A 25,357-nucleotide genomic window follows, 5' to 3' on the forward strand; every position below is an offset into this window, starting at 1 on the left:
ATCGTCTCCTCATTTCAAATATTGTATAAAGAAAAAAGATGTTAAACCTTGATCGCTTTTTCGATCGAATGATTAATCATCTTATAGTGAATCCATGCACAACAACTAAAAATAATAAGGATAGTAAAAAATCTTACATATAAAGTAATCGTAATCAATATCAAAAAAATAAGTAAAACTATAATGGGTTGAATCGGTCTCCTAATGGATAAAACAAAAGCCATGCTAAGTAAGTGTTTCATTGAAGTATTAAATCGCATAAACAAAAGAAAAAAATACAACATCATCATGAAATACAGTAATGTAATGATGATAAGTACCGGGAGTAAGATACTTTGCCATGGGTTTTTTAACTCTAAAATAATGAAAAAATCACCGACAAGTGCTGCTATTATAAAGATCATAATTCCCCCGATGATTATCCCTTTTTTACAATCTTTTTTAAAATAGTGAAAGAAGCTTTGTAAAATAGATGTTTCTTCGTCTTTTGACCATTTATGAATCACCTGGAACATAGCTATTGTTGCAGGAAAAATAGTAATAACCGGTAACGAAAAGAAAAACCACAAAATATTCAAATAAGCATAGTTAGTAATTAACTCTAATACTCTGAAAAATTTATTCTGCTCCGACATTTTGCCTACTCACCTACTTTGTAGAAAGTAATTATGATGATTAATACATTTTGTTAAGGACGGCTTTTGCTGTTTTTTCAATAGCCTGGAAGGAACTTTCTTTTTTCCTCATTGCAGTTATCGTTGTTAAAATATCTAGTAAATGTAATTGAGCAATTTTCGTTGAAAAGGCTCCACCCTGTAATGGAGTTTCTTTCGCTGCAACTAATAAAATGACATCCGCATAATAAGTAATAGGAGACCTCGCATGATTGGTAATACAAATGACGAATGCCTTATTTTCCTTGGCAATTTTAACTGAATCAACAATATCCTTAGTGCTTCCGGAAGATGAAATAGCAACGATCACATCTTCTTCACCTACCAAAGCTGCATTCATCGCAATAATATGTGCATCAGTCGCATGATCCACATTATAGCCGAGACGCATAAAACGATATTTGGCATCGCTTGCTGTAAATCCTGAAGATCCAACCCCGAAGAAATACATTTTCCTTGCATTAATAATCGCCTCAACCGCTTTTTGTAGGGTTGATGTCTGCAACATATTTATCGTATCCTGTAGTGCCCCTGCATTTTGTGTCGTAATTTTTTTTGCAATCACTTCCGCATCATCTGATTCTTCAATTTTTCCATGAACCTGTTCATCTACATTGGAAAGAGTTTGTGCAACAGCTAGTTTAAACTCTTGAAACCCACGATATCCAAGCTTTCGACAAAATCGAATAACAGATGTCTCTCCCACACCTGCTTTTTCAGCAAGATCCGTTACTGAAGAATAAACGGACTCCTGGGTATCTAATAAAACATAATCAGCAACCTTTTGTTCTGCCTTCGTTAACGAATTATAGACAGATTTTATCATGATTAGTGGGGTAGAGTGACCAATAGTTTTCATATAAAAATCCTTCCAAAATTAATTTAGTAACAGAAAAAAATAAACATGTTTTCCTAATCTTATTATGAAATGACTGATAGAGAATATTCACAAGAAGAAATATTATTCCATTATGTATATCAAAAACGGAATATTTATTCCATTTAGATAATATAGCACCTAAAATCATACGTCAATAGATATCATCCCGAAACTGTTATAATCTAGGTATTTTTGAGCAGATCAATACTATTGCATATCCTATTATCTAATTATTATTACTTATTTTGAAAATTTATTTCTTTTTTTTATCTCTTTTAGGAGGAGAAATTCAAGAGACGTTGAATATATAAAAATGTTCGAAGGGTGAAACCTTATAAAAAATTTGAGAGGAGAATAAACTCAATGAAAATGAAAACAGTAGTAGTTTGTTGTACGATTCTTTTTGCTATTTTAGTACCCAGACAGTCATTTGCTAGCGACAAAATTGTCCCTATCGAAACACTAAAACCAGCAGTCCATCTAGAAAAACCAGAATTAAAACAAACAGGAGGAAAATTAATTCTCAGTGATTCGCCGGAAACATATGCAGAGGAGGGTGCCTTTTATCGTGACACAGCGACCGGGGAATTCCGCGTTTTTTGGCACCATCAAAATAGAAGTGGTGAAAACAGAACGGTAAGCCTTGCGATTACAAATACCTCAAATGAGGTAGTGAAAATGTATTCAAATGGAATTGGAGCTTCAGTTAATATTTATCCCGATGTCGCAGGGGAAGAAGCACTTATCCAATTTCTTGAAAACAACGCAAAGCAACATTATTTTACTACACTCGAACCTGGTGAAACCTACTTTTTAGAAAAAAATGCAGATGACTTAGAAACGGTGAGTGGAATTGCACAGTTCACTGCCTTTACGAAACACGGTCATACGCCTGCTACTGTCACAATAACAACACTCAATTATAAAAAACAACCATCTAGTCCTCTTACCATAAACATCTTAGCACCTGACTCACATGTTCGAGGAAGCTTTTCACATTTTGATCGTGAAGGTACCATTACTTACAATTCAGCATTAGGAAACGCATATATTAACCTATCGTCAGCCGCTTCCGGTCAATGGAGTGATAAACTACCGGGAGAATATGAAGATGGAATTAGTGTCGTCGATGGAAATAAACCGGTTATTAACAATGGGAACTATGGTGTTTTATATAATTTGAAAATTAAATTAAATAATGGTTTGCATACTCCACAGCGAATCTCAGTCTATGATACTCCATCAGGTGGTTTCGGTCATTATGTCATGCAATGGAACGGCAAACTTAAAACTTCTGGATTTCTTAGCTATCAAAATGCTTGGAACTTTGCGACAGAACAAATTGGAGCCAATGGAAATGACTATTCTTTCACAACTAGTCTCCCAGGTGGTGCTTCCGGTCCTTCAGCTATCTACTTTGTTCCTGAAAAATAACAGAAACCTCTTGAAACTAATAAAAATGAAACTACTAGGCTGCCAATCAAATTGGCAGCCTATTTTGGGACAGAGGGTCAGGTCCTTTGTCCCTAATGACATTGAAGAATAAACTTTGTTTGGTCGAATTTTTTGTTTTGAAGGTCGTGTTTATCAATACAAAAGTATAGTATTCCGACATCTCCCCACATTACATCTAAATCATCGTCACTATCCATTTGAAACAATAAGATCAGGTCGTTGCTTTTCTGATTGAGTTCTTCTGAAGGCCAGTCTATTTTTTCTTCGTTTTCGTAATAAATAATTTCTTTAAATACATTATTTTGTACGTTGAAAGGTTCTCCTAACATATAGTGCATTGGCTGAACAATCATTTCTTCGTCGTTATTAATGATCTCGCTTGTTTGCATAACAGAGTCTCTGAACTCATAGTAGTTTTCCATTTCCTCTTCATTCAATTCTACTCCTTCAAGTTCTTCTGGAAAGCTTAAGAATTCTTTAAACATTATTTTGAATGAAGGCAATGGGAAGTAGTCTTCGGTTTCTTCAGGGTAAGGTGTGCGTTTCAATTCTTTTACATCTCCATCATAATAGAGAACCTTGAAACATCCCTTATCCTCTTCCCCCATTCCCCATGGTTGTTCTAATATGTCATAAAAGAAAAATAATATACCTTTTTGGGGAAGAAGATTGTTCTTATCGAAAGCCTTAGCCTCTTGTAAATTCAATTGAGCTAAAAATGATAGATAGCCATTATCGTATTTTGGAAATAAAAAGTTAGGAGGTAAATCTGGTAAACCTCCAAATTTAGAACTGCCAATCGGAATATCTTCTTCGTTCGCCTTTTCTTTTTTTATTCCAATAGATGAAGCTGCCGCTTTTAAAATTTCTTCTTTTTTATCCACAAGATTACATTCTTCTAAAAACTTATCAATATTTTGCAAGTCCCTCTCCCCTTTTCCCTAAATAATTATGATTCCATTTGTACTTACTATATCATTTCTTATAGGTTTGTCAGAAAATTTTTTAATCAGCACCACAAAAAAATGCCTTGTAATTACCGTCCTTTTTAATATCATTCTAAAGAATAAATAGACAAATAAAAAGATTAGAAGTATGATAATATTGGAAAAATTTAATAATCAAGAAGAGATAGGTGACTGAAGAATTTTGATTCTGATGTTTAAAAGGGAAGTTTGGTGAAAATCCAACGCGGTCCCGCCACTGTAAGTGAGAAGACTTTTTGTTAAGCTCTTTTCGTAAACTTTGTTGCTTTTTTTAAATGGAGTAAAAATCGGTATTTGGATTTTTACGGTTCTATTTTATTGTCCCGATTGAATTGAGTACAAATAAGATAGAGAAAAGAGCACGTCCCCAAAATGAAATTAGAATGGGGATATGTCTGAAAAGCAACATTCTATGCGAAAACAGCCTATTGTTTATAGCCACTGTGAAAATGGGAAGGCACAAAAAGTCGATGATCCACAAGCCAGGAGACCTGCCTATACTCATTAACAAGTAATCCTACGTGGATATAGGAGGTGCTTAAACATAAAATAAACATTTTTGTCGTTTATTGATTTTATTTGTTTATGTATGCCCTTCTTAGTGAAGGGCATTTTTTTATGAATCAAAGTAAACTGAACTCGTGCTTTTTTACAAAGTGTACCGAAAATAAATATAAAGGAATGAGATCATGCAAAAATTCACTTTAAAACCAAGACTCTATCTTTCAATGATTCTTGTAAGTTTCATGCTTCTTGCCCAGCTTTCGTTCACTGGATTATTTGTGAAAGCGGAGGAAACAGATACAAATGCTCTGAACATCAATAATCAGCTTTTAAATGCCTATAACACTGCTAGTAAATTTATGGTAGAAAGTGTTCCTATACCATCATTTGGAAACGAATGGTATATTTTTTCGTTAGCACGTGGAGCAGCTAATGGTACTGAAAATTACTTTGAAACCTATTATACAAATTTAGAAAAATTTGTTAAAAGTAAAAATGGTATTTTACATCAATCAAAGTACACAGAATACTCTCGTGTCATCTTGGCACTAAATGCCATCGGCAAGGATCCAACAAATGTTGGTGGTTATAACCTTGTGGAAAAATTATTCGATTTGGAAAATGTAAAAAAACAAGGAATTAATGGACCCATCTTTGCGTTAATTGCAATAGATACGAATCAATACCGAATTCCACCTACAGCAGATAATTCTAGACAAAAAATGATTGATTTTATTATTAATCAACAGCTAAACGATGGTGGATGGGCATTAGGCTCAAAAATCGGTGATGCAGATGTTACCGCTATGGCAATTCAAGCATTATCAACCTATACCAATCAAGCTGCCGTAAAAGACGCAGTAGATAAGGCACTGGTGTTTTTGTCTTCAACACAATTAGATAATGGCGGCTACAAGAGCTGGGGAACAGAAAATGTAGAGAGCGCTTCACAAGTATTAGTTGCCTTGACAAGCCTCGGGATTGATCCGAGCGCTGATTCACGTTTCATTAAACCCAATGGGAACATTTTGTCCAATATCATGACTTTTTACAGTGAAAAGGATGGCGGGTTTAAACATATATTAACAGAAGATAAAGCTAATTCTATGGCAACCGAACAAGTTTCCTATGCAATTGCAGCTTATTTTAGGTACGTGAATAATCAAACAAAGCTATACGATATGACAGACAAAAAGCCAACTATAGCCTTAACGGTTGATCCAGTCACTACTACAAGTACGAAAATAACTGGAAAAACAGATGCTGGAGTTACTGTTACGGCTAAAACGAATAATGTGGCAATTGGAAGTACTACTTCTAATAGCGATGGAACATTCAGCATTAACATTACACCACAAAATGCAGATACAATTATTAACATATTTGCTGAAGGTGGAAACAAAATACCAAGTGCGATAGTGACAGTCAAAGTCAATAATGATACAGGTAAACCAGATCCATCAATTCCAACAGAACTTGTTGTTAATCCAGTCAATGATAAAAGTACGCAAGTGACTGGGAAAGCAGAAGCAGGGGCAACAGTTGAGCTTTATATCGAAGACAAACTAACTCAATCTACAAAAGCGGACACGAATGGGAACTACTCTTTTACCATTAGCCCACAAAAAGCTGGTGTGAAAATTACGGTTAAAGCAATTGGTCCATCTGGCAAAAGTGATTCTAAGACTGTCACCGTAGAGGATATAACTCCTCCAAGCATAACAGTGAAGCCAGTAACAGATAAGAGCACAGAAGTAACTGGTACAACAGAGGCCGAAGCAAAGGTAGAACTTTATCTTGATGACACGTTAGCACAAACTAAAACAGCAGATTCAAATGGGAATTTCTCATTCACAATTAGCAAACAAAAAGCAGGTGTGAAAATAAAGGTTATTGCCACTGATCAGGCAGGTAACAGCGAAGTAAAAACCATCATCGTTGAGGATAAAACCCCTCCAAGCCTAACTATTAATCAAGTAAGTGATAAGAGTACAAAAATAACTGGTAAAACAGAAGCAGAAGCAAATGTAAAATTGTATATTAATGAAATACTTCAACAAATAAAAATAGCCGATTCAAAAGGAAACTACTCTTTCAATATCATCAAACAAAAGCCTGGAGTCAAAATCAAAATTATTGCATCTGATAAAGTTGGTAACACCACTTCAAAAACGATAACAGTTGTGGACAAAACACCGCCAAGCTTAACCGTCAGTCAAGTAAGTGATAAAAGTACTAAAGTAACTGGAAAAACAGAAGCTAAAGCAACTGTTAAATTGTATATCAACGGAAAGCTGAAACAAACCAAAACTGCCGATTCAAAAGGAAACTACTCTCTCACTATCAGCAAGCAAAAAGCAGGTGTAAAAATTAAAGTAGTCGCTTCTGATAAGGCAGGAAACAGCACATCAAAAACGTTTACTGTTTTAGATAAAACACCACCAGCAAAACCAACTGTAAAGAAAGTAACGATTGCTTCGAAAGATGTTACTGGAAAAACAGAAGCCAATACTACTGTTTTTGTATATAAAGGAAAAACAAAGCTTGGATCAACTAAAGCTAGTAGCAAAGGTATCTATAAAGTGACGATCAAAAAGCAAAAAGCAGGTATAAAACTATCAGTATTTGCAAAAGACAAAGCTGGAAATAAGAGCAAAAGCACATATATAAAGGTTTCTAAAAAATAATTTTTGAAAATCAGAGTATGCATCCTCCCGAGAAAAGAAGCATACTCTGACCATTCTCGTATTAAAGAGGTGAAGACAATGGTCAAGAAGTGGATTAAGCTTGGATTCATAACTATCCTTACCTTTATGGTGTTGACCGCATGTAAAATTCAAACGGTTGACGAATACCAAAATGAAGAAAAGGCAGCTCAAACGTCCACTACTGAAACGAATCAGCAAGACAAGCAGAAGGAAATAACTGCTTCAAAGGAAGAAAAAAACACTGAAAAGAATAACGCGGAAGATAAAACAAAAACACAGGACAAGAAAAAGCAAGATCCAGTAAAGAAAGAGAATACGAAAAAAGAACAAACAAATCCAAACAAATCAAAGAAGGTAGCTTCCTCAAATAATAAAGACAAAAAGGAAACAAAAAAACAGGACACTAGTAAAAAGCAAAAAGAAAACACGACCACGCCCGTCAATAAAGGAAATGACTTATCACCTTCTAAAAAAGGTGATCAAGCAGCGACGAAGCCAACAAATAATGAAAAACCAGCAAACGAAAACAAGCCAAAGAAAAAATACGTCACTATCTCCATCCGTGTCGATACGATATTGGATAATTACGATAAACTTGATAAATCATTACGAAGTGAACAATTCGTTCCTAAAAACGGGATCATCTTAGATACAACAAAATATGAATTAAGGGACAATGAAAATGTATTTGACATCCTTGTCCGTGCAACACGCGATCATCGTATTCATATGGAGTATCAAGGAGCAAATGAGAATAAATATGGCAGTGTATATATAGAAGGAATTAATCATGTTTATGAATTTAGTGTCGGAGAATTAAGCGGCTGGATGTATTCTGTAAACGGCTGGTATCCGAATTATGGTGCAAGTAAATATTACTTAAAAGATGGCGACAAAATTGAATGGAATTATACATGTGATTTAGGGCGTGATTTAGGAGTGACATGGGATGAATAGATGTGTGTTGAATCGATGAGAGCGTTTGAAACCTATCATCCTATTGTTCTTTTTACCTATTTCTTTTCTGTCATTGGGCTCTCTATTTTTTACATGCATCCCATTTATCTGCTTATTTCACTAGTGGTTTCAATGATCTTGAATATCATTCTAAATAAACGTTCCTTTTTAAATAGTTTACTATTCTATATTCCTTTATTTATCATCGTTTCCTTATGTAATCCGTTTTTTAGTCATGACGGGATGAAAGTATTATTCTATGTAAACTATAATCCCATTACATTAGAAGCTATTTTGTACGGTATCGCAATGGCTGCGATGCTGCTTTCGGTTGTTTTATGGTTTGGATCCTATAATGCAGTCATGACATCGGATAAATTTTTATATCTTTTTGGAAAAATCTCACCTGCCATCTCGTTAATTATTTCATTAACATTAAGGCTCGTTCCGCGATTTAAAAAGCAAATAAGGATTATCGCAAATTCTCAAAAAACAATTGGAATGGACTATACATCAGGTAATATCCTACAAAGGATTAAGGCTTGCCTTCAAATCCTATCAATATTAATTACATGGGCGCTTGAAAATTCAATTGAAACAGCAGATTCCATGAAAGCACGCGGGTATGGATTGAAAAATCGTTCGACCTTTTCGCTATTTATTTTTACGAAAAGAGATGGGATTGTCTTAGCATTAATAATCAGTTTAGCAGCAGCTAATCTCATCGGCAGTATATTCGGCTACACAACCTATTATTTTTATCCAACCTTTAGTGAATTGTCTGTATCTAGTGTGAGTATACTGCTTTACAGCTCATATGCGTTATTACTAGCAATACCTATCATCATTGAAACAAGGGAGTTATTAAAATGGCGCTCATTGAAGTAAAAAACCTAACCTTTCAATATCCTTTACAAAGTCAAAAAGCGTTAGACGACATTTCCCTTTCCATTGAAGAAGGGGAATTTGTCGTGTTTTGCGGAAGTTCTGGCTGCGGAAAAAGCACTTTTTTAAGACAGCTAAAAAAAGAACTTACACCACATGGTGAAACATCTGGAGATATTTATTATAAAGGTGCCCTTCTAGAACACTTAGACTCTCACCGATCTGCATCTGAAATTGGATTTGTGATGCAAAATCCTGAAAATCAAATTGTGACAGATAAAGTGTGGCATGAGTTGGCTTTTGGTTTAGAAAGTTTAGGCTTTAGTACGATGGAGATTAGACGACGGGTAGCCGAAATGGCTCATTTTTTTGGAATCCAAGAATGGTTTCGAAAGAATACGAGCGAATTATCAGGTGGACAAAAGCAGCTGTTGAATCTTGCTTCTATTATGGCGATGCAGCCATCGATTTTATTATTAGATGAACCAACTTCTCAGCTTGATCCTATTGCGGCTAAAGAGTTTTTAGAAACTCTGAAAAAATTAAATAGAGATTTAGGAATGACGATTCTATTAGTGGAGCATCGTCTAGAAGAAGTGTTTGCTGTTGCAGACCGAGTGGTCGTTATGGAGAATGGCAAAATAATCTGTAACGACTCCCCTCAAGAGGTGGCACAGCAATTGAAACAGTTGAATATTAAACAAATTGGTTTACCAACACCTATTCGAGTGTTTCATGAATTACATATTGAAGACAAAGCTCCTTTAACAGTGAAAGATGGAAGAATTTTTTTATCCAAGCACTTTCAACATAGGGCAGCAACTTTACAATTAATTGGAGAAGCAACCACTCAAAATCGTATTCTTTTGGATATACGCGATGCTTGGTTTCGATATGAAAAGGAATTGCCTGATGTATTACGAGGATTTTCATTTCAAATCCGCGAAGGAGAAATGGTTAGCATCGTAGGTGGAAATGGAACGGGGAAAACAACGGCTCTTAATGTGATGGCGGGGCTATTGAAGCCGCATAGAGGCAAAATATTATTGTTTGGGAAAAAGATAGACAAATATAGAAACGGAGATTTATATAGAAACCATTTAACCGTTTTACCACAAAATCCACAAACACTTTTTGTTGAGAAGAAGGTCGACATGGAACTTCAAAATATGGTAAAAGCTTTAGACTGTTCCAAAGTGGAAGCGGACGAACTAATCGAGGAAATTATTCACAGCTTAAAAATTGAACACCTTTTATCCAGCCATCCTTACGATTTAAGCGGTGGTGAACAACAAAAAGTCGCGTTAGCAAAAGTGCTATTATTGAATCCAAAAATCATTTTACTAGATGAACCGACAAAAGGAATCGATGCCTATTCCAAACAAATATTTGCCAATATATTATTGGACCTTAAGAAAAAAGGTGTAGCGATTGTGATGGTCACACATGATATTGAATTTTCCGCGCAATATTCTGATCGATGTGCGATGTTTTTTGATGGAAGCATTGTGTCGGAGGATGAAACACATAAATTTTACAGCGGAAATAGCTTTTACACAACAGCAGCCCATCGCATGTCAAGACACCTATTTGAAAACGCGGTTACTTGTGAGGATGTGATCAAATTATGCAAACGAAATCAGCAGATAAACAAACAACCCATTTTAACAAAAGGCTAATCATTTCATTGCTCATTTTTTTCATCGTGATTCCGTTGACCATTTGTGTAGGAGTCGTATTATTTAATGATCGGAAATATAATATTATTTCTATCCTGATTGCCTTTTTGTCCTGTATCCCCTTTTTTCTTGCATTTGAAAAAAGAAAACCGCAGCCTCGTGAAATGATGTGTATTTCAGTGATGACAGGCATATCTGTTGCAGGACGTTTCGCCTTTGCTATGATCCCGGGATTCAAACCGGTCACTGCGATCACAGCGATTACTGGTTTCTCCTTTGGACCTGAAGCAGGCTTTTTAACAGGTGCCATGTCAGCAATTGTATCCAATATCTTTTTTGGGCAAGGACCATGGACTCCCTTTCAAATGTTCACTTGGGGACTATTAGGATTTATCGCGGGTCTATTAGGAAAAGCAGGAATATCACGGAGTAAGATCGTTCTAGTTCTTTACGGAATCTTTTCAGGGATATTATTCTCTTTTTGCATGGACATTTGGTTCGTCGTATCCATTGACGGTCTATTCAACTGGAAACGATACACCATCGCCATCGCATCCGCCATCCCTTTTACCATTACCTATGCCGTTTCCAACGTAATCTTCCTATTGCTACTAACAAAACCGATCGAAGAGAAATTAATGAGAATTAAGATTAAGTATGGTTTGATGTAGAGGTTGTGGTATCTTTCTATGGTGTCAGGCACCGCTCGTGGACATTCAGCTCTTTTTTCCTTTCTATGTGGACAGTTTTGAACATATTCGCAAATTCTAATTCAAAACTGTCCATACCAGGAGGAAAAAAGCATCAAAAGTCCACGGATGGTGCCTGACACCGAAGATAGACACCCAAGATATTTAGCTGTTACAGATTTTTCACATTGTAGAAGTCCTTTAACTGTACCATCATAGATCAAATACCCACCATTATCCCCTGCTCCAGGTCCTAAATCAATGATCCAATCCGCTTGAGAAATAAGAGAGATATTATGTTCAATTAGAATAATGGTATTTCCCTCTTTTATAAGTTGATTCAATAGAGTCAATAATTGTTGAATATCCGATTCATGAAGACCAGTGCTTGGTTCATCAAATACAAAAATGCCCTTATTATCTCTGATAGATAATTTGGCAGCTAACTTTAATCTTTGTACTTCCCCACCGGAAAAAGTATCTAAAGACTGTCCAATTCGGATATAACCTAGTCCAACCTTTTGAAGAACGGATAATTTCTCGGCAATATCTTTACTATCTTCAAAATAGGAAAATGCCTCATCAACAGTTAATAATAATACATCATAGATGTTTTTATTTTTCATAATATAATTTAATACTTCATATTTATATCGTTTTCCTTGGCATACTTCACAAACTTGCTTAACATCATCCATGAAAGCTAGATCTGTTTTTACTATCCCCAAACCATTACAATTTTCACAAGCTCCTTTTGAATTGTAGCTAAAAAGAGCAGGTGAAACATTAAAATATCTTCCGAAAAATCCTCGTATTTCATCAAAAAAACCCATATAGGTAGCTAAATTCGATCTTATAGAAGTATGTATACGTTTTTGACTTATCATTATTATATCGGGATAAGCTCTCATAAGTTCTTTCATCATAAGAGTACTTTTACCAGATCCCGCAACACCTGTTACAACAGTTAATGCTCTTTTTGGTATTTGCACCGATATATTTTTCAAATTATGACATGATGCATTGTGAATAGATAGAAATTCATTCCCTATTCTTGGATTTTCTTTAATTGTAAGAGGTTTTCTTAATAATCTACCAGTTAAAGAATCACTCTTTAAAAGATTAGAATAGCTTCCTTTAAAAACAATTTTTCCTCCATTGTGTCCTGCAAGTGGCCCTAAATCAATGATCTCGTCAGCTATTTTTATCACATCTGGGTCATGTTCTACTATTAGTACCGTATTTCCTTTATCTCGAATAGCAAGAAGTATTTTATTTATACGATTTATATCATCAGGATGTAATCCGACACTAGGTTCATCAAATATATAAACTAAATCACTTAAACTACTGCCTAAATGACGAACCATCTTTATTCGTTGTGATTCACCACCTGACAGTGTTGGTGTTGAACGATCCAATGTAATATAGCCTAATCCAACTTCTACTAATGTTTCTAACCTTCTTATAATATCTGAAACCACAGTTTCAGATATTGTATTCGATATACTTTTTACAAATTCAAGGCAATCAACGATAGAAAGATGACACAGATCTCCAATTGATAATCCATTAATTTTACAACTTAATACTTTGTCATTAAATCTAGTTCCATTACAAGAGGGACATGTCTGTTTATGAATGATCTTCTCTAATTCATGTTGGTATGTTTTCTTTTCTTTGGATTCTTTCCATAAAAATGTTTGTTGGAATCTTGAAACAACGCCTTCATATTTTGCTGTTTTATGCCATTCTGAAGGAGGATTTTTTAACGTTTTGCCTTTTTCATATAAAAGTAGATGAAGCTCATCAAAAGTATAATCTTTAATTTTTTTATCATTATCAAACAAACCCGAATTCACATATCGAGACCATCGCCATCCGCCCGGTAAGAATGTAGGAAACTGGATGGCTCCCTCGTTCAATGATTTATTGAAATCGATAAGCATATTAATATTCACTTCTTCAATTTCTCCCAAACCTTTACAATGAGGACACATTCCTTCTGGATGATTAAAAGAAAAAATATTTGAATACCCAATAAAAGGTTCCCCAATTCTGGAATATAGAAGTCGAATAAACGAGAAAATATCAGTAATTGTTCCCACAGTGGATCGCGCATTTCCACCAATTCTTTTTTGATCAATTACAATTGATACAGGGAGATTTTCAATCTTTTCCACTTTTGGACGCCCATAGTGAGATAATTGATGTTGAATATAGGTGGAGTATGTCTCGTTTAATAACCGTTGAGATTCAGCTGCTATCGTATCAAAAACAAGTGAAGACTTACCTGAACCAGAAACACCAGTAAAAACGGTAATTTTGTGTTTTTGAATTGCTAAAGACACCTGTTTCAAATTATTTTCTTCCGCATTTTTAATAACAATAACATTCTTGTTATTCATTCTTTCACCTTGTTTCTGTTTTCATATAAAGCTTTACTCACTTTTGAACAAAGTTCACTAAAAGTTATTTGCTCTTCCGGAGTTAATACTGAAGCTGCAATTTCAGCTATTTTCTCATGACCGCTTTTTATTTCTTCCATAAATTCATTCCCTGAATGAGTTAATTGTGTAATAACCTCTCGACCATCCTTTTCATTTTTTTGCTGTTGAATATAATAATAATCTTTAAGAATTTTGAGGTTTTTGGAAATGGTAGAACGGGACTGTCCAAGTTCTGTACTTAACATTGCCGGAAATTTATCTCCAAAAAGATAGAGTGTTTCTAAAATATCGTATTGATTCCATGTAACTTTTTTTGGATTAATTTTATTTCTCGCTGCAACTAGTTCACATTGTAATAATGTTAACGCCTTTTCTAAGCTAATGTTATTAGTTTCCAAAATTAAGTCCTTCCCCTCTAACATTTTTCATGATTTAGCTACTATATCACAAATAGTTTCCTTTTGGAAACTATTTTCATTTTATAGATTATTTCTGGGGAAGGTCTTTCGTTCCGGCATTTACTAATGGGACCCCTATTTCTTTTTTATCCTCTTCTGTCTTAAAATATTCACTTTTACTTATTTCACAACAAGAGGATGTAACTCATAAAATCACTCTATATGAAGCTGGTGAAAATTAACTGCATTAATGAATTCTTTTTTACCAATGAGCAATTTGAAATATTAAAGAAAGTGAAGCCAAAATATATTTTTGATGGCGAAGTAGCAAATAGTAAGGAATAAAAATAGTTTCAATGTGGAGTCTCCTGCAAATCATTTATTTTATATATAGTGATTAACAGGAAAAAGAAGTGGAGTCAACCGAAATTATATCTGGTGTTTTGGTGTCAGGCACCGCTCATGGACATTAAGCTCTTTTTTCTTTTCTATGTGGACAGTTTTGAACATATTCGCAAATTCTAATTCAAAACTGTCCACACCAGGAGGAAAAAAACATCAAAAGTCCACGGATGGTGCCTGACACCCTTGTATCTTACTAAAATACTTATCTAGCATGTGGCCGAATAGTGACGCCAGCAATTGTTGGAATAGCATTCCGATAATAACAGGTGTGGCAACACTTGGATGAAAATAGGTAACAGCCAGGACCGCCCCGGTACTAATATTCCTCATACCTCCGAGGAAGGTTAAGGCAACAATGGTACCTTTGTCTCTTTTTAACCATTTTCCTATCAAAAAGGAAAACAAGTAACCGGTAAAAGCAATGAGAAAAACAACTACTCCAATCTCGATCAGTTTTACATTGATATGTTTTAAATGCGGAGCAATGACAGACCCGTTCAGCATAACAACAATTCCGATACATATTTTAGAGAAAGGAGCCAATTTTATACCTAATGTGTCCTTAATCTTTCCTTTTGTCACCTGATTCAGAATCATCCCAAGAATGGAAGGAACGACAACCATTCCAAATAATCCAGTCATTATACTCACTACATCCATTTCTACCTTCTGCCCAACAAATAATGATAATGTAAATGGAACAATAAACGGCGACAATAATGTATCAATTAAAATAAGTGATAGCGTTAGAGCCATATTCCCCTTATAGATAGAAACCCAAATAACACTTGTAATCCCTGTTGGAATGATCATTCCTAGTACAAGACCAGTAATCGTATATTCATCACCACTAAAAACCACATGCCCTATTCCCCACGCCCATAATGGCATTAAAATGTGAAGGATCACCATCGTAATAATTATAGGAAATGGATGTGCGACCGCTTGTTTAAGTGATTGAAAATTTGAACCAAGGCTTCCCGCAAAAGTCATAAAGGCAAAAATCCATGGAATTAAAAATGAAAAGTCCCTAATATATGTTGATAACAAAACACCAAGAATCACACCAACTGGTGTAATAAAAGGCATTATTTTCTCAAGCTGCTTATTCATACTCTGCAACAAAATAAACATCTCCAAACTAACAGTGTAAGCACCTTTTATTTAGATGTTACTACTAATCTTTCAAATAAATAACTTCTAATATAACTGTACTGGAATTCAATCATAAAGAAAATGACTAATATTTTATAAAATGAAATAAGAATTACTTATGACAAGTTTTTACACTCCCACAATTAAGAAAAACAATAACCATCAACAAAGCCCAAGGAAAATAAATAGCCCACCCCTTTTTAACTTCAAGCGATGGACACAAATTCTGAAACTCCTACAAATAAATAATTCATGAAAAAACTGGAGCTGCTCCTAAATTTTCAACCTTTTCCGATCAAAATATTTAAAAAACCACTTTAAAAAAGGCGGGACGATGAAAAAAATAAAAAAGATCCGAAAAAGCTGATATCCTGTTACAATGGAAAGATTCGCATGCACTTCATGAGCAATGATCCCCATTTGATCCATTCCGCCTGGCGCTGCACTTAAAAAACCTGTAACAGGTGATACATGATGCATTTTAACTAAAAGAAGGGTGAGTCCTAATGAACCGACGATAAGAACGAATCCACTTATTATAGAAAAGGAGATAGTCTTTGCCTTATTCTTGAGTTGATCCGATTTCAACAAAAGGCCGATATACCCACCCATCAAAAGCTGTGAAATATCCATAATAGAAGTTGGCAAACTCGGACCATGTACTCCACCAATATTTAATATCGCTGTCCCTATGATTGGCCCAAGTAAAAAAGGTGTTGGTAATTTAGCTTTTTTTCCAAGAAACGCAAATATAATACAAATCACAGCAAAAATTAGGATAGTTGGAGAAAGCTCTGCCCAATGAGAAGTGATTTTTCCAGCTCCATTAGATAAATCAAACGTTTCTCCAGCTGAAAAAAGTGGACTCGCCACAAGTAAAGGAACAAAGAAAATAATCATCATTAGACGTGTAATCTGTAAAAAGGTGACAATCGTTAAATCAATTCCCTTTATTTCCTCTCCCAACGTAATCATTTGTGACAATCCGCCAGGGATACACCCTGTTAAAATCGTCGGATAATCTACACCCGTTAACTTGGAGATAAGAATGGCGAATACTGCACTAAAAGAAATCATAATAACGGTCATCAATAGCATTGATGGCAGCTGATGAACGATTTGAATCAATGCCTCTTTTGTAAAAGACAATCCAATCGTATATCCTACAATAATTAATCCGACATTTCTTAATTGCACAGGCCAGTATGGCTTAATCTTTCCTATCCGTGATGTAATGAACACGGCTGTCATCGGTCCGAGAAGCCATGGAATCGGCATATGTATAAGTACAAACACCATTCCTCCAATAACCAACATCACCAACGTCCAAACAAGACGAATCCATTTATTCTCCCAATCTACATAAATATTTTTCATACAAAAACCTTCTTAACCCGAAATATTATTCCTTATTTATCTTATTTCAAAATAACAACTGGGACGGAGGGTCGGGTCCCTTGTCCCAGTGTGGACGGGTTTTATTTTTTTTCTTAAGTAATTAAGATTTTTACTTATACCTAGTATAAGAGAGCGGAATTTAAAAGTCTGTTTTCAAACGGATCCACATCCCCTATGAATATGTGGGACCAGACCCTTCTCCCTTCACAAACAAATTTCCATTCCCTCTACAGCAACCCGAAATCCTCTCTCCTCCACTTGTTTGAAGTAAGAGTTCTCTGAATCAATAACCGGATTACTATGATTAAAATGTGTAAAATAAATGTCTGTTTCCTCAACTAAATCTTGTAGGCGGTCCATCGTTTCCGTCATCACCGGATGAGGAATTTCTTTATAGTTTCGACCCATATTCTCAATCTCTTTTACAGAATAAAATGTACCGTCCAATAAGCAAATATCCGCTTTTTTTGCCATATCATAAATATCACGATCCCATTCGCTCCATCGATCAATATCAGGGATATACAGCAGTTTACGTTCTGGACCCTCAATCCAAAATCCAAATGTTTCAGAAAATTCATTTCGATGCGGGACTTCAATAGGAGTTATTTGAATTAATGATGTTAATTCGGTCGAATGCTCATTTGTAATTTTCTTAAGTTTAATATTTTCTAAATCAACAAGTTGTTTCCATGGTGCATGCGTTTCTAATAATTGTTTCATTTTACCACCACAATAAACCGATGTTTCTTTAGCCCCAATCGCTTCTCTTCCTAAAAACATTAAACCGGGATAATGTCCGATATGAGCGTGCGTTAGCCAAATGCTCTCCATCAATTGTCCTTCAAGTCCATATTTCATTTGAATAAAGGCTAGTTGCTCTCTAAAGTCTGGTGTTGCATCTATTACGTGCCACTCATTTGAATTTGGTAAAATAATAGCTAATGAAGCAGCAAATCTACGAAAATTTGAATCTTCTAATGCCCTTTTACAATTTTCACAAAAACAATTCGGATGAGGAACACCCGCATCTTGAGCTGTTCCAATAACCGTAACAATGACTTCACTCATATCAATTTCCTCCTAATGATTCTGACACTTCTATCGTTTTTTTAGGATACTCTTTTTTCGTAATCGTCCATCCAGTAATCCCATAAATGATGTTAATTAGCGGCACAAGCATCGCAAAGAAAATATATGGTATAAATTGCTCTGCACTGACCCCCAGCATATTCGCTGCGAAAACAGCCGGTACTCCCCAAGGCACAAGGGTAATCCCTACAGTTCCTGCCGCTTCAACACATCTTGATAAATTTTTCGTATCAATATTTAAATCTTTATAAGTCTGCACAAATGTTCTTGCCGGCAAGATAATAGCTAAAAATTGCGCTCCACTTGCAAATGCAACTAACAGTGTAGAAAAAATTGTCGTAGGAATGAGCGAACGTGCCGAATTTAGTTTATTTACAATTGGACGAATGAGCGATTTAAAAACTCCAGTCCCTTCTAGTAATCCACCTAAAGCTGTTGCAATTGTTAAAAGCCCAACAGTATTTAACATCGAAACTAATCCGCCATTATTTAATAAAGAATCAACGGCTTTAACTCCAGATTCCGCATGGAACCCGCTTGTCATAGTATTGATGATAGATGTAATGGAGTCTCCTTGTACGATAATTGCTAAAAAACCTCCTATCAAGCTAACAAGTAACAAAGTTGGTAATGCTGGTAAACGTTTGATCATTAGAAAAATCGTAAAAATAGGCAATAAAAGCAACAATGGATGAATAACAAATGTCTTTTCTATTCCAGATAAAATCATGTCAATATTTTTTGAATCTGTAATATGTTCATTAGAGCCAATACTAAAAAGACTATATAAACCAAGTGAAATCACAAAAGCAGGAATCGTATCCCAAAGCATATGTCGAACATGACTGAACAAATCCGTATCTACCATTGCTGGAGCAATATTCGTTGTATCTGAAAGAGGAGATAATTTATCTCCAAAAAAGGCACCTGACATCACGGCTCCAGCAATCAGACCTGGAGAAAATCCCATCCCTTCTCCGATGACCATAAACGCCAAACCAATTGTAGCAATGGATGTAAAAGAGCTTCCGAGTGTAACCGCAACAATCCCTGTAACAAGTGCAACAGCTGGAACAAAAAATGAAGGATGGATAAAGGACAATCCATAATAGATGATCGCTGGAATAACTCCACTCGCAATCCACGTTCCGACAATCATTCCAATCACTAATAAAATAAAAATCGCAGGCAAGGCTTTCGAAACACCCTTCACCATCATCTGCTCCAGCTCCAACCATTTAATACCGCTTATTAGTCCAATGAGTACTGTCACAATAATCCCTATAATTAAAGGAATAAACATTCCTGCCTTCCAAACAAAAATTGAAAAAGCTCCTGCAATCATTAAAGCAAGAATAGGCATAATTGCTAGACCAATCGATATTTGTTTTCTCATAATTTATCACTCCTCAGTATAAAATCCTCATATTTTAAAACTCTGCTAAACCATAAATAAAATCATGAATTGCTCAAGAATAGGAACCTCTAACCTTATGGCCTGCTGCTCATATAAAAATATGAATACAAAAAAGCTCCCGCCCCATAAAATAGGGACGGAAGCTCCGCGGTACCACCCAGATTAACAAAATAGTTTTTGTTCACTCATTTTTAATAACGGCATGGCCGGACTAACGTCAGCTCCCTAATCGTAATTTACTAAATGCCCGGCTTAGTTTGCACCACCCACTAAGTCTCTATATCTCCTAAACAATTAGCTACTTTATCAGTTCAACGCTTTTATGCTTTTTAGCTTTTATGCTTTTGTGTATGAAAGTATATTAATATAAAGTGTCTTATATTGTCAACTAGGGATTGAGGGTCGAATCGGTCGAATCTCATGTCCCAGAATTTTCAAAGAAAAAAGACCAGTATTGGCAATTTAGATCAAATCATTTTTTTAGGGCTTATGCTATTAATCTTATGATCGATGTTACAATTGTCAGTATAGACATTATTATAATTAAATAGATTAATTTATTTTTGCTCCCTGGGTTGAAATAAATTCGTGTGGAGTAACTAATAAAAATTACTAACGCAGATGCGAGACTAACAATTTCCATTTTCCCTAAAATTAAGAAGAAAGTAGCTACAATAAAAAGAATAGCAACGAATAATTTAATCCAAGAAGGAATTTCTCTGTTCATTTTAAAATTCTCCTTAAAAAGTTAAATTCTTGATATAAAAGCTTTAAAGAAAAAAATTTCTCTTCCTAAATCTTAAGAATAATTGGGATCCTCTCACACAATATCCAAGATTTGATAAGATTCCCCATCGTTATTTAATAAAATTTACCAATGATCAATGGTATAAAAAAACAAACCGATAATTGTAGTCAAATCCTTACAAAGAATCTCTAACTAATATATTCAACAAAAAGGAGAAACTTCCTTTACATTTTTCTGTTCTCCACTGTTTCATTCCAACGGTTTTAACATGCTTGGTTCATTTCCCTATAAAAGTACTAAAAAAACTCGAGATAATCTTGATATTGTTCATCTGTTTAGATTAAAAAACATATCCCTCCCAACACTAACTATCTAAGAAAGTGGGACACTAGACGTGTGTCCCTTACAGGAAAATCAACCAGTGTTCTAGAACTAATAAAGAGCGCATCTTTATTAAGTTTCTTTAGAACAGGAGTGAGGACATGATCCATGTTCAGGATATTTATCAGGCCAGGGAACAAATTAGTGATTTGATTCATGTAACGCCCATTTTGTCTTCTGAGCAATTATCTAAGCAATGCGGCAATCATATTTTTCTTAAGTCTGAGCATCTACAAAAAACGGGTTCTTTTAAAATTCGCGGGGCAACAAATAAAGTGAAGCAAGTTGTCAAAGAAGGGGCAGCATCAGTTACAGCCGCTTCTTCTGGGAATCATGGCCAAGCAGTCGCATATATTGCTAATCGGCTAGAGATACCTGCAACGATCGTTGTACCAACGGATGCAAGCCAATGTAAAATAGATGCCATTCAAGCATACAATGGCAAGGTAATAAAATATGGAACAACCTCGGCTGAACGTTTGCCGAGAGCACAAGACATTGCACATCAAGAAAATGGAATTTTTATCCCACCTTATGATGATCCCTATATTATCGCTGGCCAAGGTACAGTTGGACTAGAAATTCTAGAGCAGATAGCAGATGTTGATGCACTTGTCGTTCCAGTAGGAGGTGGCGGCCTTCTTTCAGGTATCTTAACGGCTGTCAAAGAAACGAATCCGAAAGTAACAATTATCGGTGTGGAACCAGAACTAGCAAACGATACTTATCTCTCACTGAAAAATCACAAGGTTACCTCTATCCCTGGGACAGATACGATTGCCGATGGATTACGGACCTCACAACCTGGAGATCTGACTTTTCCTATCCTTGAAAAATATGTGGATGATCTCGTGTTAGTATCTGAAGATGAGATTAAACAAGCCTTCAGTTTCGTTATGGAACGGATGAAGCAAGTAATAGAGCCATCAAGTTCAGTAACCATTGCAGCTGCATTATTCGAAAAGCTCCCTTTTAAAGAAAAAAAGATTGTAACGGTTATTTCAGGTGGAAATGTTGATCTACATGAAATAAATCGCTTCGTTGTTAATTCAAATTTTTAAGCGAAAAAGTGTGATCAAGAATTTCCCTTTGTAAAATTAATATTTCTACATAAGAGGTGATTATCATGGATTGGAGATTATTCGAAAAAAGACTCCATCAACGAACGGAAACCGAACATATCCCTGGAGCCGCTGTTGCGGTAAGCAAAAACGGAGAAATTATTTATTATAAAGGATTTGGTGTAAAAGATTTGGAGTCAATGGAACCGATTACTCCGAAGACGATTTTCGGAATTGCCTCTGTTACAAAATCATTTACAGCATTAGCAATTATGAAGCTAGAGGAAGAAGGAAAACTGTCCCTTCATGATCCGGTCATTAAGTACATACCTGAATTTCATATACCAAACATTGATCCGATCGAATCTATCAAAATCCATCACTTATTGACTCATACTACAGGACTAGCACCGATGGAACGAAGTGAAGAACTGAATCAGTTCCATGAACACTTGACCTATTTAGCTGAAACCAATCACGATATACTGGGTGAGCCTGGGGAATTCCTAAGCTATTGTAATGATACCTTTTTATTGTTAGGTGCCATTATTGAGAGACTGACAGGACGTTTATTTAGAAGATATATTACAGAAGAACTGTTATATCCACTACAAATGCATCGTTCGACATTGAGTATTGAAGAAATATCTAAACTAGATGACGTATCAACTCCCTATGTATATAACCCAGAAAAAGAACGCTATGAAAAACAATGCTGGCCTACTCTCGGGAACTATGAAGTAGGAGGAGGCATTCGTTCTAATGTTCTTGATTTACTGAAATATGGTGGGCTCTATGTTAATCAAGGCGAGGTTTTTATTTCTAAAAAACAACTAGAAAAAATGTGGCAGCCGTATGTTCAAATTAACCGAAATTCGTTCTATGGGTATGCATTGGAAATAACCCCAAAATATCATGGTGTTACACTTGTCGAGCATAGTGGCGGACAACCTGGTGTTTCTTCCAATTTTGGTTTTATACCAGAACAAAAACTTGTTGTAGCTGTTTTAACAAATACCTCAGAGGTTCCAGCAAAAGATATATGGTTAGAGCTTGTGAATACAGCATTAGGCCTGCCGATTGAAGAAAAACGAAGCGTCGAACCTACCCTCGAATTAACTGAAGAACGAAAGCAAGGTTTTGTTGGCACCTATCAGTCAAATGAAGGTACTTGTCTTCAAATCGTATTTGAGAATGGATCGTTAAAAGCAAAAATTGAAAATAAAGTGTTCTCATTAAGAGCAAGTGACAAATCAACCCTTGTTATAACTGATTATGAAAAACCAATTCGCTTTTATTTTAATCAAAAAAACGAGACGTGGGCCGCATTTTTTGGATTGCGGATGTTGATAAAAACGGATGGACATTGAAAAAGGTTGATTTACTAACCTTTTTCAATATGTCATATAGAAATAATTACTGGCACGGCATTCTTCATTTCCAAAGAATACATTTTTACTTTTGATTAAAATAAACTTCAGGGGAACTTTAAATACTTTCAATACCAGTATCCCTCTTAAAATACTCCACTAAATTTCTTAATTAATACTGCGCATTATCCTTATTTACTCCCTCCTTTATTTCAAAAAAAATAAACAAAAATCCGTAATAAGTAGAAATACAAGCAACATTATTATATTTAAAGGTAGTGTTTATTGTTTAAATTAAACGTTCCCCAGTAAAAAAAAATTATCGAATTTTCTGATACTATAGAATGAAAGTACTTTGAACGGAAAATATAAATATTTTGGACACAGACCGAACCTTTTTTGGTTTGAGTGTGTATTTAGGGTGAAAACATTTAGAGGGGGGGAAGTCCTTAATGGTACATCAAATCACCAGGGAGCATGCCGAGCAAATTTTTTCCGAGTATTCTCCTTTTGTTTTTCAAATAGCCCTGCTACTAACAAAATCAGAGTCACTAGCAGATGACATTACACAAGAGACATTTTTACAAGTTTTTAAGAAATATCATACCTATGATCGAAGTAAATCAATGAAACCTTGGATTTATAAAATTACCTTAAACACGATGAGAAATATGCTTCGAAAACAAAAATGGTTAACATTTATCAGTTTCGAACCGGAATCCTCACAAGGAAACGTAGTTGAAAAGACTATTATTAAAGAGGAAGAAAATGAAGAGTTATGGGAAGAGATTAATCGATTATCTATAAAGAGCAAGGAGGTAATCGTTCTGCATTTCTATTCGGGCCTCAAATTAAGTGAGGTTGCTGAGATTTTGGATATTCCTATCGGGACCTGCAAATCAAGATTAAACACTGCGCTAAAGATGCTGCGGAAACGACTAACAAAAAATGGGGCTCTTAAAATTCGTCAAGGAGGAAATATTTATGAATCAAATTAATAAGTCGGATATTAATAGAGTTCTAGAGAAGCAGTTGAAACACCGCAATTCCTCAGTTTCATTTGATCAAGTTTGGGATAAATACTCTAGTGAATCTATGGATCAGGGAACTACTATTTCAAAGAAAATATTAAAGACCAAGCCACGGCCCGTTTGGATAATGGCAATAGTACTATTTTTCATTGCTTCCTTTTCAGTAAGTGCAGCAATTATACCTTTTGACTGGAATGGAATAAAAATATCTATTCTTGATGACAACGGCAAAAATGATCGTATCGACTCGTTCAAAGAATTGATCTTTGGATATCAACCGACATACAAACATTTGATAGATACGTTAGAACACTCTAAAAATATGAAGAAAACTTTAACTTTAGAAGAAGCAAAAAAAGAATTCCCATTTCCTATATTAAGACCTGAACACACCAACATGGTACCTTCACGTTCAATTGGTGCCTTAATGAATCATACATTGCAAGAAAACAATGGTCCAGAAAAAATTGTAGGATATAATCCTGTTTTTCATGATTTTTATAATTATGATAGCCATTGGATCGTCGTTACACAAAGTTTAGACGAAGCGGCAACAAACTCCTTGAAGGAAGATCCAAATCATATGTCCTCCCAAACTTACGTCGGCAATTGGGAAACTGTTCAAGTTTCCGACCAGACACTGGCTATGTACAAAGGCGGAGATAAAGAAAATCGTCTACTTCTGCAGTATAAAACAGACGACATGAAAGTAATTGAGCTAGAATTAATTGGCAATGTAGAGAAAAAAGATTTGGTAAAGCTTGCTGAAGCTTATGTTGGAAAATAAACAAAGGGATAGATATTCTGTTTAATGCTTGTACAAAATTTCTATTTTCTAAAGACATGCTGGAGATATGAGAAAAGCCCTGTAGATCCCTACAGGGCTTTTCTCAGGTTATTTTTTAACTTTGTTACTATTAAATGTGGTGAAAAAGGTCGTCTTTCTTAGAAAACTCATATTGTGATAGTTCCCCCCACCATATAACATGAAAGAAGTAGTTTTCTAAATTTAAACATATGTATTCAAACACTAC

Annotated in this window: 20 protein-coding genes, 2 riboswitches and 1 other annotated feature; of the genes, 10 read left to right on the plus strand and 10 right to left on the minus strand. The window is 35.2% G+C overall.

What is annotated here, in order from left to right; all coding sequences use genetic code 11:
• Nucleotides 1–41 precede the first annotated feature (41 nt).
• Complete coding sequence (locus tag ACQKP0_RS04460) at nt 42–635, minus strand: YesL family protein (protein ID WP_427404610.1); 594 nt, start codon at nt 633–635, stop codon at nt 42–44.
• A gap of 40 nt (nt 636–675) precedes the next feature.
• Nucleotides 676–1,533, minus strand: coding sequence for a MurR/RpiR family transcriptional regulator (locus ACQKP0_RS04465; protein ID WP_427404611.1), 858 nt, complete (start codon nt 1,531–1,533; stop codon nt 676–678).
• 384 nt (nt 1,534–1,917) lie between these two features.
• Here ACQKP0_RS04465 and ACQKP0_RS04470 point away from each other — a divergent pair, with 384 nt between their 5' ends.
• Entirely contained in the window at nt 1,918–2,988 is a 1,071-nt protein-coding gene (locus ACQKP0_RS04470; protein ID WP_427404612.1) for a hypothetical protein, read from the plus strand.
• Between the two features lie 92 nt (nt 2,989–3,080).
• On the opposite strand, the gene ACQKP0_RS04475 is transcribed toward ACQKP0_RS04470, so the two are convergent.
• Nucleotides 3,081–3,932, minus strand: a complete 852-nt coding sequence (locus ACQKP0_RS04475) for a YwqG family protein (protein WP_427404613.1) — start codon at nt 3,930–3,932, stop codon at nt 3,081–3,083.
• A 224-nt stretch (nt 3,933–4,156) separates the two neighbouring features.
• A riboswitch (adenosylcobalamin (AdoCbl) riboswitch) is annotated at nt 4,157–4,291 on the plus strand.
• Between the two features lie 43 nt (nt 4,292–4,334).
• Nucleotides 4,335–4,508: riboswitch (cobalamin riboswitch) on the plus strand.
• Nucleotides 4,509–4,723: 215 nt separating this feature from the next.
• On the opposite strand from ACQKP0_RS04475, the gene ACQKP0_RS04480 reads away from it, so the two are divergent.
• From ACQKP0_RS04480 to ACQKP0_RS04500, 5 genes are all read left to right on the plus strand, one after another.
• On the plus strand, nt 4,724–7,186 hold the full coding sequence (locus ACQKP0_RS04480) for an Ig-like domain-containing protein (RefSeq protein ID WP_427404614.1): 2,463 nt from the start codon (nt 4,724–4,726) through the stop codon (nt 7,184–7,186).
• A gap of 78 nt (nt 7,187–7,264) precedes the next feature.
• Nucleotides 7,265–8,164, plus strand: a complete 900-nt coding sequence (locus ACQKP0_RS04485) for a DUF4430 domain-containing protein (RefSeq protein ID WP_427404615.1) — start codon at nt 7,265–7,267, stop codon at nt 8,162–8,164.
• Between the two features lie 15 nt (nt 8,165–8,179).
• Nucleotides 8,180–9,052, plus strand: a complete 873-nt coding sequence (locus ACQKP0_RS04490; RefSeq protein ID WP_427404616.1) for an energy-coupling factor transporter transmembrane component T — start codon at nt 8,180–8,182, stop codon at nt 9,050–9,052.
• Entirely contained in the window at nt 9,034–10,728 is a 1,695-nt protein-coding gene (locus ACQKP0_RS04495) for an ABC transporter ATP-binding protein (protein ID WP_427404617.1), read from the plus strand. The genes ACQKP0_RS04490 and ACQKP0_RS04495 overlap by 19 nt, the downstream gene beginning before the upstream one ends.
• On the plus strand, nt 10,677–11,399 hold the full coding sequence (locus tag ACQKP0_RS04500; protein ID WP_427404618.1) for an ECF transporter S component: 723 nt from the start codon (nt 10,677–10,679) through the stop codon (nt 11,397–11,399). Before ACQKP0_RS04495 ends, ACQKP0_RS04500 begins: the two co-directional genes overlap by 52 nt.
• A 101-nt stretch (nt 11,400–11,500) precedes the next feature.
• On the opposite strand, the gene ACQKP0_RS04505 is transcribed toward ACQKP0_RS04500, so the two are convergent.
• The 7 genes from ACQKP0_RS04505 to ACQKP0_RS04535 all read right to left on the minus strand — a co-directional run bounded on the left by ACQKP0_RS04505 (nt 11,501) and on the right by ACQKP0_RS04535 (nt 20,459).
• Nucleotides 11,501–13,825 (minus strand): ATP-binding cassette domain-containing protein, encoded by a 2,325-nt coding sequence (locus ACQKP0_RS04505; protein WP_427404619.1) that lies wholly within the window; start codon nt 13,823–13,825, stop codon nt 11,501–11,503.
• A complete protein-coding gene (locus ACQKP0_RS04510; RefSeq protein WP_427404620.1) occupies nt 13,822–14,265 on the minus strand; it encodes a MarR family winged helix-turn-helix transcriptional regulator in 444 nt (147 codons plus the stop codon). The genes ACQKP0_RS04505 and ACQKP0_RS04510 overlap by 4 nt, the downstream gene beginning before the upstream one ends.
• Before the next feature lie 558 nt (nt 14,266–14,823).
• Nucleotides 14,824–15,795, minus strand: coding sequence for a bile acid:sodium symporter family protein (locus tag ACQKP0_RS04515; protein ID WP_427404621.1), 972 nt, complete (start codon nt 15,793–15,795; stop codon nt 14,824–14,826).
• Between the two features lie 303 nt (nt 15,796–16,098).
• Entirely contained in the window at nt 16,099–17,202 is a 1,104-nt protein-coding gene (locus ACQKP0_RS04520) for an AbrB family transcriptional regulator (protein ID WP_427404622.1), read from the minus strand.
• Between the two features lie 225 nt (nt 17,203–17,427).
• Complete coding sequence (locus ACQKP0_RS04525; RefSeq protein WP_427404623.1) at nt 17,428–18,294, minus strand: MBL fold metallo-hydrolase; 867 nt, start codon at nt 18,292–18,294, stop codon at nt 17,428–17,430.
• A gap of 1 nt (nt 18,295) precedes the next feature.
• Nucleotides 18,296–19,711: a Na+/H+ antiporter NhaC gene (gene nhaC, locus ACQKP0_RS04530; RefSeq protein ID WP_427404624.1), complete on the minus strand. Its 1,416-nt coding sequence runs from the start codon at nt 19,709–19,711 to the stop codon at nt 18,296–18,298.
• Nucleotides 19,712–19,861: 150 nt separating this feature from the next.
• Nucleotides 19,862–20,056: a binding site (T-box leader), on the minus strand.
• Nucleotides 20,057–20,219: 163 nt separating this feature from the next.
• On the minus strand, nt 20,220–20,459 hold the full coding sequence (locus tag ACQKP0_RS04535; protein WP_427404625.1) for a hypothetical protein: 240 nt from the start codon (nt 20,457–20,459) through the stop codon (nt 20,220–20,222).
• Nucleotides 20,460–20,962: 503 nt separating this feature from the next.
• On the opposite strand from ACQKP0_RS04535, the gene ACQKP0_RS04540 reads away from it, so the two are divergent.
• The 4 genes from ACQKP0_RS04540 to ACQKP0_RS04555 all read left to right on the plus strand — a co-directional run bounded on the left by ACQKP0_RS04540 (nt 20,963) and on the right by ACQKP0_RS04555 (nt 25,110).
• Nucleotides 20,963–21,922, plus strand: a complete 960-nt coding sequence (locus ACQKP0_RS04540) for a threonine ammonia-lyase (protein ID WP_427404626.1) — start codon at nt 20,963–20,965, stop codon at nt 21,920–21,922.
• 65 nt (nt 21,923–21,987) lie between these two features.
• Nucleotides 21,988–23,292: a serine hydrolase domain-containing protein gene (locus ACQKP0_RS04545; RefSeq protein WP_427404627.1), complete on the plus strand. Its 1,305-nt coding sequence runs from the start codon at nt 21,988–21,990 to the stop codon at nt 23,290–23,292.
• Between the two features lie 452 nt (nt 23,293–23,744).
• Nucleotides 23,745–24,290 (plus strand): RNA polymerase sigma factor, encoded by a 546-nt coding sequence (locus ACQKP0_RS04550; protein ID WP_427404628.1) that lies wholly within the window; start codon nt 23,745–23,747, stop codon nt 24,288–24,290.
• Entirely contained in the window at nt 24,277–25,110 is an 834-nt protein-coding gene (locus ACQKP0_RS04555) for a hypothetical protein (protein ID WP_427404629.1), read from the plus strand. Before ACQKP0_RS04550 ends, ACQKP0_RS04555 begins: the two co-directional genes overlap by 14 nt.
• Nucleotides 25,111–25,357: the final 247 nt, after the last annotated feature.

The organism is Heyndrickxia sp. NPDC080065, assembly GCF_050281185.1.
In the GTDB taxonomy this organism is placed as follows: Bacteria; Bacillota; Bacilli; order Bacillales; family Bacillaceae_C; genus Heyndrickxia.